Below are 12508 nucleotides of genomic sequence, written 5' to 3'. Positions count from 1 at the left end.
GATATGATTTCAAGCTTCTATGCTCGCACGGAACACCTTCGCGGTTGGCGGGAGACTAGGACCTATTCGGAAAGGGGAAACGCAAAACGGTTTTGGAATGGTACGGCATAAAACTAAGTCCATAAATCGCTAAGATCACGCGGCAGGAGATGTATAACATGTCTGATGAACTAACTTACGGCGAAGTCTACGCCCCCATTTACGAAGAATACACCACCGTGCAAGGTAAAGTCGCTGAGGCAGCCGAGACGGTCGCCTTTCTTGCGCGATATTGCAACGGAGGAAGTGCCCTCGAACTTGGTATAGGCGACGGGCGCGTGGCAGTGCCGTTGAGCGAGCGTGGCGTCAAGGTGGAAGGGATCGATAATTCATGCAGCATGTTGAAACTTCTGGCCAAGCGTACCGACGTAATCAAGGCTTGGCAGGGAGATATTGCTGATTTCAGCTCAGAGAAACGCTATGATTTGGTCTATTGCGTTTATTTCACGTTCCCGCTGCTTTTCACGCGCGAAGCGCAAATAGCTTGCCTCCGATCTGCCGCAGAGGCGCTAGATGATGGGGGCGTTTTGGTGATAGAACTGTGGGTGCCAGGCGCGGCTGCTGTGGTCGCCCGGCAGCAAGCTACAACGGCGCGGCTAGTGGATCATGAGAATACGATCATCGATGTGTCTGTCCACGATCCACTAAACCAGAACTTGATTTCAACCCTCCTCTGGTTTTCTGGTACGTCAGTCAAGCGTTTGCCGCAACGCGTTCGTTACGTCTATCACCAGGAGCTCGATACCATGGCAGAATGCGTGGGGCTGGAGCTGACGGAGCGGTGGGGAGATTGGGTGGGAGGTGCATTCACGGAGCGGTCTGAACGTCACATCTCGGTTTACCGCCGAAGCAGTCCATAATTTGGATGTTCCGCAGCCAAAAAGGGTTAGATCATCGGCAATTCCGTGTCTTGCTTTAAGTGGCCATTGGAGAGCCGCAAATTAGGATTCGGCCGAGGCCCGTTCTGATTAATGCGGACGGCCCCATTGGCCACGGTCAGGTCAAATTCTATGTTTGGCCTATGTTTGTGCGGCTTCCGGCCGCTGGTCACGATGGCCTGGGTTGACCGGGTTCTTTAAGCTGCCGCGCAACGATGCGCGTCGAATCACTCAGGTTCTCCCGATCCCCGGCTTCACCGGATCTAGATCACTGATGCCTGTTGGCGATGGCGAAGGCGACCAGCCGTGCCGGCCACTGACGGTCGATTATGTCGCTTTTCGCTGCCTCTATCGGACAACCGCCGTGGCGCCAAGGACGAGGAGATGCCGTACCGATCTCCCATCTTCGAGATATCTCAATTCTGTCGTTGCCGGAGGATTGGTCTTTTGGACCAAGGACAAGCCGAGACGAGAATTTCACCGTCCAGTGTCGGCGAGGAAATTGTCTCTACCTGGACAATCGGCAGAAGATTGCCATACCAATCAAATCCGGCAGCAGCGAATTAACGGCCGGAGCGAAAGACCTTTGTGTCGGCGACGGTCGCAACGAGGGCGGTCGCCGGGCTTGGGAAAGGCTGCTGTCTATTACCGACAGCGCCATTCCTCTCGACGCAGCGGCATCAGACCGGCATTCTTATGGCTGTTCATTCGGACGCTCCGGCGACTCTGAAGCGTGGCAACTCCAGCCTCCTCGGCCAGATCCGAATGGACGATACCTCGAAAGCTCACATGTCGAAAGCTGGATTGTGCACGAGGTACTTCAAAAACGTGGATCGGCTTCAGCAAAATCTGGCGAACGCTATACCATTTTCCTTGGATCGAACTTGAGGTCACCAAGACTGATCATGCTCTAAAATTTTCACACGTGAGGGTCGTCGTAGAGCTTCTTCTTCACGAAGACGTAAAAGGCTTTGACAGACAGTCACGATGAGGACGAAATCAGCTCCGGATGTGGCCGGCGAGCCGGTGCTGGCCAGCGAGAACGTGGCCAGCTTGTTCGAAGAGCGTCAAAGGCAGCCGCGACACCGAGTACGGTCACAAAGTCGACCCGACCGCCGGCAGGAGCGGCATGATCCTCGATCTAGTGATTGAAGTAAGGCAACCCGGCTGCCAGCTACCGCTTGCTGCCGATGCTGGAGCGTCAAATCAGAATCTGGGGCTAAGCGTCGCGGCAAAGGCGGCTGATGAGGGCTTCGCCACCGCGACAACCTGACGACAGCGGAGGCGTGGGCATCTCTGATGCACCCCCCTTCGGTGGCACGTCCATTGCATGGACACGGTGAAGTATCCGTTGCGACCAATTGGTCTCGCAGTTCCCGCCGAAGAGGTCTGCATGAAACTTGCTCGAACGACTCAAGTCAATTCAATTGGCGATGGACTGCTGAGCGCGATCCGCGAATCGAAGCATCCCGCGTCCCTCGGAGGTGCCGCAGTCATTTCCCTAGCGGCTTTGTTTCCTGTCACGTCTGGCGGGCAGCGAGGCATGTCAAATGCAAATAGGGCTTCGGCTTCGCGGCGAGTTGAACGAGGCAGTCCTGCAGTGGGCCTTGGACCAGTTGGTGCGCGTCATGAGGTGCCGCGCACCACCTTCGAGGTAGATTACGGTGAGCCGTTCCAGCGGATCGGGCCGGCGGAGGTCGGATGCCGCTGAACAGAACGCACACAGAGTTAGACCTGGAAGCCAGGCCGCTAATCCGGTCGGCTGGTGCGCCCGGCGGTGAATCATGATTTGCTGCTGATCATACACCGTATGGTCTCGGACGACTGATCACGGAACATCCTGCCACGCGAGCTAAGCGAACTCCACACCGCCGCCCGGGAAGTCCGCACGGCTGGAAATTTCAAGGCGCGCCAAGTTATGAAGCTAACATTTCAACGGTTGACGTATTTTGGCGCAAACGTTCCGCTTGCAGCTATTATCGTTGCAAGATTATCGTCTTCCGAGGACGCCGACAGAACAACAGGCGCGAAATCAACCGCACCACCACATCAAAGGGGAATGGGATTTGGCAATCTCTCGACGCAATCTCATTAAAGTAGGCATGACCGCCGGGACGGCTTTATCGATTCCGTCGGTCCTGCGCGCACAGACCTTGCCGATCATCGACCGGACGGTCCGTCTGGCGATGGAAAATCTCACCGTTTTCGATCCAATCTTTACGACGACTGATCCAACCCAAACTCATGGTCTTGCCATTTATGACACGCTGTTCGCACTCGACTCTGCATTGAGGCCGCAGCCGCAAATGGTGGGGAACTGGGGCGTTTCAGAGGACAAGAAGACCTACACGTTTGAGCTTCGCGATGGGTTGGGCTGGCACGATGGCGCGCCCGTCACCGCAGACGACTGTGTGGCCTCGATCCGCCGCTGGGGCCAGAGCGGCGGAAAACTACTCATGGAGCGTGCCAAGGATATTTCGAAGAAGGACGGCAGAACCTTCACGATATCGCTGAAAGAACCCTTGGGGATATTGATTGATTTGCTTGGAACAATTACTTCGCCAATTCCGTTCATTATGCGAGAAAAAGACGCCGGTCGTCCTGTGACGGAACAGGTGACAACAAATATCGGATCTGGACCGTTCAAATTCAATCAGTCTCTTTTGAAATCGGGCTCAAGCTACACTTATGATCGCAACGATAAATATATACCGCGCAGGGAACCATCTAGCGGTCTGGCCGGCGGAAAGGTCGTCAACGTTGACCGCGTTATCTGGGAAAATATCGCCGACCAGCAGACTGGTTTGGCGGCGTTGCGGGCAGGTGAGGTTGATCTGCAGTTCAATCCCCCTCCAGACCTGTACTCCGAAATTGAGAGCGATCCTGACCTCGCACTGCAACTTCTGAACAAATCGGGCTCTGACTATTGCGTTCGGATGAATTTCCTGCAGCCGCCATTCGACAACATCAAGGCGCGCGAAGCGATACTACAATTGGTTGACCAAGAGGCATTCTTGCGCGTTATGGCCGCTACCCCCACACTCTCTCATCCTGTTTTTTCGATATTTGGAAATTCGACGCCCTATTCCAACGATGAAAACACAGGATGGTACAAGAAGGGCGGCGACCCAGAAAAGGCCAGGCAACTTTTCAAGGAGGCGGGATATGCCGGTGAGAAGATAGTCATCCTAGACCCAACGAGCTGGGCGGCGGCAGACAGCGCGTCACAGCTGCTGGCCTCGGAACTTAGGAAGATTGAAGTCAATGCGGAACTTGCGCCGAGCGACTGGGGCGGGATCGTCGCACGGCGAGGCAATAAGGGTCCGATTGAGAGTGGAGGCTGGAGCATATTTGTTACGAACGATCCTGACTACGTCCAAGGCGACCCGACCACGGCGGTCTTTCACAACGCGAGCGGCGACAAGGCTTGGTTTGGATGGCCGAAGAACGATGAGTATGAAGCACTTCGGGCCAAGTGGGCGGATGTCGCGACCCTCGAAGAGCGAAAGGCGTTGGCCCGCCAAATGCAACGTGTTTGGTGGGATTTCGTCGGCGATGTTAGACTAGGCCAGATTGTCAGTCCGGTTGCGCGTCGCAAGACGCTATTAGGGATAATCGAGATACCGTCGAACCAATTACCGTTTTGGAGCATGCAGAAGGCCTCTGCCTGATGGCTGTCTACGTTCTACGCAGATTGGTCTCGGCCATCGCCGTGATGGTGATGGTCGGGATATTCGTCTTCTTGCTCCTCAGGTTGGCGCCAGGCGACCCGGCGGCGATTGTCGCTGGGAAGTCGGCTAGCGCGGAAATGATCGCCGGCATTCGCGAGCGGCTGGGCCTGAACGATCCTATGCCGGTTCAGTTCATTCGTTGGGTGCGGGACATGCTCGGCGGCGATTTCGGCATGTCGATCTTTGCGGGGCGCCCGGTTCTTGAGCTCTTGGCGCAGCGACTCGAACCAACTCTTTCCTTATCGATCCTAACTATGATCGTTTCGGTCACGGTCGGGGTCTCATTCGGCATCGTCGCTGCGTGGCGAACTGGCGGGCTTGTCGACCGCCTCCTCGCGGCCTTTGCGGCCGTTGGCTATTCCGTCCCGGTCTTCGTCATCGGCTATTTTCTCATATACTTCTGCGCCATTAAGGAACACTGGCTACCAGTGCAGGGATATGTGCCGGTCGATAGCGGCATCGCGCTTTGGTTTATGCACCTGATTCTTCCTATAGTGGCTCTTAGCCTTAGCTACATTGCTTTCATCGCTAGGGTTACGCGGGCAAGCATGCTCGAGGTCCTGTCTGAAGACTATATGCGAACGGCTGCCGCAAAGGGTGCTTCGTCCTTTGCTATGCTTTTCCATCATGCTTTGAAGAACGCCGGTGCCCCGATATTGACCGTGATTGGCATAAGCTTCGCTTATCTAATTGGCGGAGTCGTCCTCACGGAAACGGTCTTCAACATACCCGGTATCGGTCGTCTGATCGTGGATGCGATCAACAACCGCGACTATCCCATCATCCAGGGCGTGCTCATCCTGACTTCGGGTGTGTATGTCCTTATCAATCTCGCGGTCGATCTGGCCTATTCGCTGATCGATCCCCGCATAAGGTACTGATATGTCCCTCCTCTCCGCACCAGTTGAGGCCGCGCCGATCGGCCGGCTGCGGCTATCTTACTTTCCCCGTCTGGCAAGGCGGCATCCGCTCGTTCTTGCCGGCGGGGGGCTCTTGGTGGTGCTGGTCGTTCTGGCGCTTGCCGCCCCGCTCTACGCTGGGGATCCGGTGAGCATGGATCCATACAAGCGCCTCCAGCCGCCTTCCGCCGAGATGTGGTTCGGCAGCGACAATCTGGGCCGGGACGTCTTTGCGCGAATGATCTTCGGCGCCCGGATCTCACTCACGGTTGGATTGATGTCGGCGGTGTGCGCGGCCATGGCCGGACTCCTGATCGGAATCATCGCGGGATACAAGCGCAGCTTCGACAACGTCGTCATGCGGGTAATGGACGGCCTGATGTCGGTCCCGACGATGCTGCTCGCAATTGCGCTCATTTCTCTGACAGGCCCCGGAATCGGCATCCTCATCGTCGCCATCGCGATCCCCGAGACGCCAGCCGTCGCGCGGCTGGTTCGTTCGGTCGTTCTGGGAGTTCGCGAGCGTCCCTACGTGGAGGCTGCGCTCTGCGGCGGTTCGCGCATGCCCAAGGTGCTGTGGCGGCACATCCTGCCGAGCACCATTCCGGCGCTCATGGTCCAAGGCGCTACTGTCTGTGCCAGCGCAATCCTGACGGAGGCGGGGCTGAGCTTCCTCGGCGTGGGCGTGCCCTCTGAGATCCCCAGTTGGGGTAACATGATCGCCAGTTCACGACTTTATCTCGGCGTCGCACCTATGACGATCTTCGCCCCTGGTGTTTCTCTTGCCGTCACAGTCCTTGCCGTCAACCTGCTCGGGGACGGACTGCGCGACTTATTTGACCCCCGTGCTAAGCGGAGGCGCTGATATGCAAATGCATACGAACGTGGGCAATGACGTGCTTCTCGACGTGCAAGACCTCGAGACCCATTTCTACGGTGAGGAAAGCATCACGCGCGCCCTAGGCGGGATCAGCTTCCAGGTAACGAAGGGCGAGACGCTCGGGGTCGTCGGCGAATCCGGATGCGGCAAGAGCGTGACCGCTCTTTCCATTCTCCGCCTGCTTCCGAAGCAGACCGCTAGGACTGTCGGCGGCGAGGTACGCTTCCACGGACGGGACCTTCTTGACCTGTCCAATCGGGAGATGCGAAAGATCCGCGGCGACCAGATCGCCATGATCTTCCAGGAGCCTATGACAAGCCTGAACCCGGTCTATACGATCGGCCATCAGATTGCGGAGGCGGTGCAAATCCACACCCGGGCGTCCCGGTCAGTAGCCATGGCGAAGGCCGTAGAAATGCTCCGTCTCGTCCGCATCGCTGACCCGGAGCGTCGCGTGAACAACTATCCTCACGAAATGTCGGGCGGCATGCGCCAGCGCGTGATGATCGCGATTGCTCTCGCCTGCTCGCCGGAACTCTTGATCGCCGACGAGCCGACGACAGCGCTTGACGTCACCATCCAGGCACAGATCTTGCGTCTGATCGTTGATCTGAAAGGGCGAATGGGAACAGCCGTCATGTTCATCACGCACGATCTGGGCGTCGTAGCCGAAACGTGCCAACGCGTGATTGTCATGTATGCCGGACGAATCGTCGAGCAGGCGACCGTGACAGATCTGTTCGCGCGGCCCGCCCATCCCTACACACAAGGTCTAATGCGCTCGGTGCCCGATCGGCGGCGTGGTCGACAGAGTCGCCTCCCCGAAATTCCCGGCGTTGTCCCAAGCCTGCGCGAGCCTATTCCTGGGTGCAGCTTTGCTCCTCGGTGCCCCTTCGCGATAGATATTTGCCGCGAGAAGACGCCTACCTTGCGTGATGTCGGGTCAAGCCACGCGGCAGCCTGCTTGCGCGCAGAAGAGGTGATGGGCGCATGAGGGCTCCTCTGCTGAAAGTCGAAAATCTGACCAAGCATTATCCGCTCGGTGCTGGAATTTTCAAGAAAAGCATTCCGGCGATCCGGGCGGTGGAGAATGTATCATTTTCCGTCGAAGCGGGAGAGACGCTTTGCATCGTTGGCGAGTCGGGCTGCGGCAAGTCGACTGTCGCGCGGCTCTTGATGCGGCTGGTGGAGCCGACTCGCGGGCGCGTGTTGATCGACGGCACCGACATTGCGGCCCTCAAGAAGGACACACTTCACGCCTGGCGCCGCCGGATGCAGATGGTCTTTCAGGATCCCTACTCGTCGCTTAACCCGCGCCTCAAGGCTGGACAGATCATCACCGAACCTGTCGAGAATTTCGAGCGCCTCACCCGCAAGCAGCGCCAGGCACTTGCTGCCGACCTTCTCCGAAAGGTCGGGATGTCGCCCGAGATGATGAACAGACTTCCGTCTGAGTTGTCGGGCGGTCAGCGCCAGCGGCTGGGTATTGCGCGCGCGCTTTCGCTCAAACCCTCGATCATCATCGCCGACGAGGCAGTCTCGGCCCTTGACGTTTCTGTGCAGGCGCAGATCTTGAATCTGCTAATGGATCTCCAGCAGGAAATGGGCATCGCCTTCGTCTTCATCTCGCATGACCTTGGCGTTGTGGAACATATCGGGCATCGCGTCGCCGTCATGTATCTGGGGCGGATCGTGGAACTGGCTACATGCGAGGCGCTCTTTGAAAAGCCCGTTCATCCCTATACCGAGGCCCTGCTCGCGGCTGCACCCGAGCCGGATCCGACTCGGGCTCGGTTAGCGGCGCCGGTCGAGGGCGAAGTGCCAAGTCCGATCAATCCGCCGAAGGGGTGCGCGTTTCATCCACGCTGTCCACTGGCGGTCGAGCGTTGTCGCATCGAAGTGCCGCCTCTGGTGCCCATGGCAGACGGTCGCGTAACGGCCTGCCATGTCCGCGCTCCAGCAACCGATATCCCGGCGTCGCGGTTCATGGCGGCCTATTCATTGCAGCGCGTCTAATTCAGCCACTTGTTAGTGTCCTCGGCGTTTGGACTTGCAGGTAAAAGTGGCACTTAAATGGACGCCTGCGAAGAGGAGATCGTATGGAAGATTCACACGAAACTGGTCCCAACCCGAACCAGCAGGTCGGTGGGTTTGATATCGTCGGTTCAACTGCCACAAACGTTGAAGACGGCTTCACAATGGCAGCAGTTGGCGACCTGCTTTATGCGCGGCCCGTAACAAAAGGCCATCATCCAGGCCTCGCCGATGTTCTCAGGATCTTCGACGGGGCTGACGTGACGTTCGGCAACTTGGAAACCAACATCTTGGACGTTCAGTCAAAGGGATGCCCACAGGCTGAGTACGGCGGTGCCTATTGCATCAGCGCCCCGGAGCTGGGGCCTGATTTAAAGACGATGGGCTTCAATATGGTGAGTCGCGCAAATAACCATACACTTGATTGGGGCGTCGAAGGTATGCGCGAGACCAGCCGGGCCCTCGAGGCGAACGGGATTGTACACGCTGGAGCGGGGGAAACTCTCGGACAGGCCGGTGCAGCCCGCTTTCTGGAGACCCCGCGCGGTCGCGTGGGGATGATCTCGTTTGCGACGACGTATAGCCCGATGGCTCGTGCATGCGATCCCGCTGGAGAGGCACCCGGAAGACCCGGACTCAACGCCTTGCGCTTGACCAAAAGCACTCTGCTTCCGGGCGAAATGCTTAAGGACTTGAGGCGTATCCGCGAAGTGCTTCCGGGTTACAATCCCGTAGACAAACATCCAGACAAGGTCGTTCTTGGCCGGACGATTTACAGGGCTGGCGAGAGGACCGGTTACAGCTTCGAAGCTGACAAGCGCGACGTCGCCAATATTTTGCGAAACATTCGCCGGGGGAAGCAGTTCTCTGACTTCTGCATCGCGACGAACCACGGGCACGAGCCCGGCGAATGGTGTCAGGATCCACCTGACTATGAGCAGTCGTTTGCCCGCAAGGTGATAGATGTTGGCGCAGACGCATACATCGTACATGGGCCTCATATCCTGCGAGGGATTGAGATCTATAAGGGGCGCCCCATCTTTTATAGCCTGGGGAATTTCTTCTGCCAGGATATCCGAACGCCGGTCGGCGCTGATATGTTCGACGCATACGGTAAGGACCCGCGGGTCGATACAGATGCAGAGGTGACAGTCGATGAGGTGGCAAAAGGATATCCGACGATAGAGGGATTAGTGGGCCCCCAGTCTGGCGCGGAATTCTATGAGAGCGTTGTTGCCGTCAGCCGATTTGAGGACAATCAGCTCGCCCATTTGTCGCTCTATCCACTCGAGCTGCGACGGTCCGAGAGGTTTGCCAACCGGGGCGTGCCGCGGCTCGCTCCCGCACCGCAAGCCAAGGCCATTCTCGACCGTCTGCAGCACCTCTCGAGGCCATTTGGAACTGAGATCGCTATCGAGGGCGACGTTGGATCGGTCCAATTGCAGCATGTGTGACACCTGCATTGCGCCTAGCCGGGCAGGCCTGCCCCTGGCATTTGGGGCAGTGCCGGTGCGGCAGGAATTATAGGCCGCGCGGATCGCCCCAGAGTCGGCAGCCCTCGACATTGCCGCACAGTTCGGCGGTACGTCACAGTTCGATCGTGGATATCCTGCGGCGCTCGACGGGTCCGAGATGGCCGATATTGAACTGTCGATACGCCTCGCCATGACGGCGGGAAGATACCCGCCATCTCCAGTAACCTTCAAAACAGAGGCCTCACCCGTAGCCGACCCGGGTCAGCTGCTTCGTTCAATCCCGAATCCTTTGAGGGGACGTGCTTTAGCCTCGCTGCTTTGAAATGTTGCGCCAGTGCCGCAGGACAGGCGTTTCACCGCGAAGGTCGATCTTGCAATAGATGTTTCGAAAGATTAACAATGCGTGACGCTTTTGCGACGGTGGGATGGGGCATGGTGGATGATCTAGACCGGCGCATTCTCGCTGCACTTCAAAAGAATAACAGACTCTCGTTCGCCGAGCTTGCGGATGCCGTGAGTTCCTCTGCCGCCTCATGTATGCGCCGCGTTAGCAGGTTACGCGCCGAGGGGATTATAACTGCTGATATTTCACTGGTTGATCCCAAAGCGCTCGGGAAATCTCTGACAGTCGTTGTGACGGTGGAACTCGATCGCGAGCGCCTGGATCTCGTTGACGACTTCAAGCGAAGTATGCGGGCGGCAAAAGAAGTTACGCAGTGCTATATGATCACGGGCGACGCGGATTTCGTTCTTATAGTTGCAGTGGAGGACGTTGAGGCGTTTGACGTCTTCGTCAAGACCAAACTCTACACGAATCCGAATGTCCGCAAGTTCAGGAGCATGATTGCTCTCGACCGTGTGAAGTTTGAGCCCCGGGTGCTAGTTTAGGTCCTTTACAGCTGCACTTTTCCGCCACTCCTATCGCATCTTTGAAGCATACGTTGCGCCCAGACTGCCATTTTGAGCTCATTCCGAGCATCCAATGCGATCTAATTCAAGCGTCGGGTGACCCGACACCGGTCACTAAGGGCTTATGCCCGGCTCAGGGCGACGTCGATCGCACCGACGACATCATGCACGAGCGACGTGCGGACTGTCTAAGGTGTGGCCATAGCCATTTTCCTGAGGTGTAGCCGCCGAGCGATTTCGCGGCAATCATGAGCACGGGTGCGGAGCGCCTGTATTGCTAGTTTGGAGGACTCTGAAATGACAGTTTCTGCGGCGGAACCCGCAACGGCGCTTCCGGCCATCGAGCAACGCCATCGGGATCAACGCCAGTACCCCCATGGGGTAGCCTTCATGGACGGTCAGTACCTGCGGATGTCCGAAGCTAAGGTGTCCGTCCTCGACTGGGGTTTCCTACATTCAGATGCCACTTACGATACTGTTCACGTATGGGACGGGAGCTTCTTCAGGCTGGACCTGCACTTGGATCGATTCTTACGCGGAATGGAAAAGCTCCGAATGGAGCTTCCCTACAGTCGCAGTGAAATTCAGCAAATCCTGTCGACCTGTGTCGCATTATCGGGGCACAAATCCGCCTATGTCGAAATGATCTGCACGCGCGGTGTCTCGGCCACCTTTAGCCGTGACCCCCGCCAAGCGGAGAATAGGTTTATCGCTTTCGCGGTCCCTTTCGGGTCGGTTGCCAACAAGGAGCAGCTCGAACGCGGCCTGCACGTCGCCATCAGCAATACCGTTCGCATCCCACCCAAGTCGATCGATCCGGCTATAAAGAACTATCACTGGCTCGACCTCGTGAAGGGTCTGTTCGATGCATACGACTATGGTGCTGAAACTGCGTTGATCCTGGACGTCCACGAAAACATTGCCGAGGGCCCTGGTTTCAATGTTTTCACTGTCAAGCTCGGCCGCTTGAAGACACCGGCTTTCGGCGTCCTCGCAGGCATTACCCGCCAGACCGTGTTTGATCTATGCCGCGAATTAGGTCTTGCCGTCAGCGTCGGCGATATTGGTCCCGGCGAGCTGAAGGGCGCCGATGAGGTTTTCATCACGTCCACAGCCGGTGGAATTATGTCCGTCACCAAGATTGATGATAATGTTATAGGCGACGGAAAGGTCGGCGCCGCAACGCGCCGTCTAACGGAGCTGTATTGGAAGAAGCATGCCGACCCGGCATGGTCGACGCCGGTAAACTATAAATAGCGCAATTTGCACCGTGAATACAGTGATCTCTTTCCACCTCAAAAGAACCTGTTGCGCTCCATGATTCGCGATGACCGAGTCCTTTATCAATCATCTCTCAACCCAACTCGCCGCACTGAAGTCCGCCGGCCTCTACAAATCCGAGCGGGTGATCACCTCGACGCAATCGGCCGAGATCGAGGTGGGCGGCCAGAGAGTGCTGAATTTCTGCGCCAACAATTATCTTGGCCTCGCCGATAGCGCCGACTTACGCGATGCGGCCAAGCAGGCACTCGACCGCTATGGCTATGGCATGGCGTCGGTGCGTTTCATCTGCGGCACCCAGGAGAAGCACAAGCAGCTCGAGGCGACGATTTCTGGCTTTCTCGGCATGGAGGACACGATCCTCTACGGCTCCTGCTTCGAC

Annotated in this window: 10 protein-coding genes and 2 pseudogenes; 11 read left to right on the top strand and 1 reads right to left on the bottom strand. The window is 57.4% G+C overall.

What is annotated here, in order from left to right; genetic code table 11:
• The first annotated feature begins 158 nt into the window (after window positions 1-158).
• The 8 genes and pseudogenes from AC0L2C_RS31490 to AC0L2C_RS31455 all read left to right on the top strand — a co-directional run bounded on the left by AC0L2C_RS31490 (window position 159) and on the right by AC0L2C_RS31455 (window position 9915).
• The gene (locus AC0L2C_RS31490; RefSeq protein WP_473525263.1) at window positions 159-899 is read left to right on the top strand and encodes a class I SAM-dependent DNA methyltransferase; all 741 of its coding nucleotides are present in this window, start codon (window positions 159-161) and stop codon (window positions 897-899) included.
• A gap of 1029 nt (window positions 900-1928) precedes the next feature.
• A pseudogene (locus tag AC0L2C_RS31485) lies at window positions 1929-2207 on the top strand (ISNCY family transposase); the annotation flags it as partial.
• Between the two features lie 776 nt (window positions 2208-2983).
• Window positions 2984-4588, top strand: coding sequence for an ABC transporter substrate-binding protein (locus AC0L2C_RS31480; RefSeq protein WP_473525284.1), 1605 nt, complete (start codon window positions 2984-2986; stop codon window positions 4586-4588).
• Window positions 4588-5529: an ABC transporter permease gene (locus AC0L2C_RS31475; RefSeq protein ID WP_473525262.1), complete on the top strand. Its 942-nt coding sequence runs from the start codon at window positions 4588-4590 to the stop codon at window positions 5527-5529. Before AC0L2C_RS31480 ends, AC0L2C_RS31475 begins: the two co-directional genes overlap by 1 nt.
• Window position 5530: 1 nt before the next feature.
• Window positions 5531-6412 carry an ABC transporter permease gene (locus AC0L2C_RS31470; RefSeq protein ID WP_473525261.1) on the top strand — a complete coding sequence of 294 codons (882 nt, stop codon included), beginning with the start codon at window positions 5531-5533 and terminating at the stop codon, window positions 6410-6412.
• Between the two features lies 1 nt (window position 6413).
• Window positions 6414-7421: an ABC transporter ATP-binding protein gene (locus AC0L2C_RS31465; protein ID WP_473525260.1), complete on the top strand. Its 1008-nt coding sequence runs from the start codon at window positions 6414-6416 to the stop codon at window positions 7419-7421.
• A complete protein-coding gene (locus tag AC0L2C_RS31460) occupies window positions 7418-8443 on the top strand; it encodes an ABC transporter ATP-binding protein (protein WP_473525259.1) in 1026 nt (341 codons plus the stop codon). The genes AC0L2C_RS31465 and AC0L2C_RS31460 overlap by 4 nt, the downstream gene beginning before the upstream one ends.
• Window positions 8444-8526: 83 nt before the next feature.
• Entirely contained in the window at window positions 8527-9915 is a 1389-nt protein-coding gene (locus AC0L2C_RS31455; protein ID WP_473525258.1) for a CapA family protein, read from the top strand.
• Window positions 9916-9940: 25 nt separating this feature from the next.
• On the opposite strand, the pseudogene AC0L2C_RS31450 reads toward AC0L2C_RS31455, so the two are convergent.
• Window positions 9941-10135: pseudogene (locus AC0L2C_RS31450) on the bottom strand (transposase zinc-binding domain-containing protein); the annotation flags it as partial.
• A 200-nt stretch (window positions 10136-10335) separates the two neighbouring features.
• Here AC0L2C_RS31450 and AC0L2C_RS31445 point away from each other — a divergent pair.
• The 3 genes from AC0L2C_RS31445 to AC0L2C_RS31435 form a co-directional block, all read left to right on the top strand.
• Complete coding sequence (locus tag AC0L2C_RS31445; protein WP_473525257.1) at window positions 10336-10824, top strand: Lrp/AsnC family transcriptional regulator; 489 nt, start codon at window positions 10336-10338, stop codon at window positions 10822-10824.
• A 318-nt stretch (window positions 10825-11142) separates the two neighbouring features.
• The gene (locus AC0L2C_RS31440; protein WP_473525256.1) at window positions 11143-12102 is read left to right on the top strand and encodes an aminotransferase class IV; all 960 of its coding nucleotides are present in this window, start codon (window positions 11143-11145) and stop codon (window positions 12100-12102) included.
• 70 nt (window positions 12103-12172) lie between these two features.
• Window positions 12173-12508: aminotransferase class I/II-fold pyridoxal phosphate-dependent enzyme (locus AC0L2C_RS31435; RefSeq protein WP_473525255.1), on the top strand; the 336-nt coding region annotated here is incomplete at its 3' end.

Source organism: Mesorhizobium sp. WSM4845 (genome assembly GCF_055811455.1).
The sequence above is the reverse complement of the archived record's forward strand: the minus strand, read 5'-3'. Positions and strand labels throughout refer to the sequence as shown.

Bases quoted from the DNA above. Each gene is read 5' to 3' on its own strand.
- AC0L2C_RS31490 (WP_473525263.1), top strand. From the start codon at position 159: ATGTCTGATGAACTAACTTACGGCGAAGTCTACGCCCCCATTTACGAA.
- AC0L2C_RS31475 (WP_473525262.1), top strand. From the start codon at position 4,588: ATGGCTGTCTACGTTCTACGCAGATTGGTCTCGGCCATCGCCGTGATG.
- AC0L2C_RS31470 (WP_473525261.1), top strand. From the start codon at position 5,531: ATGTCCCTCCTCTCCGCACCAGTTGAGGCCGCGCCGATCGGCCGGCTG.
- AC0L2C_RS31465 (WP_473525260.1), top strand. From the start codon at position 6,414: ATGCAAATGCATACGAACGTGGGCAATGACGTGCTTCTCGACGTGCAA.
- AC0L2C_RS31460 (WP_473525259.1), top strand. From the start codon at position 7,418: ATGAGGGCTCCTCTGCTGAAAGTCGAAAATCTGACCAAGCATTATCCG.
- AC0L2C_RS31455 (WP_473525258.1), top strand. From the start codon at position 8,527: ATGGAAGATTCACACGAAACTGGTCCCAACCCGAACCAGCAGGTCGGT.
- AC0L2C_RS31445 (WP_473525257.1), top strand. From the start codon at position 10,336: ATGCGTGACGCTTTTGCGACGGTGGGATGGGGCATGGTGGATGATCTA.
- AC0L2C_RS31440 (WP_473525256.1), top strand. From the start codon at position 11,143: ATGACAGTTTCTGCGGCGGAACCCGCAACGGCGCTTCCGGCCATCGAG.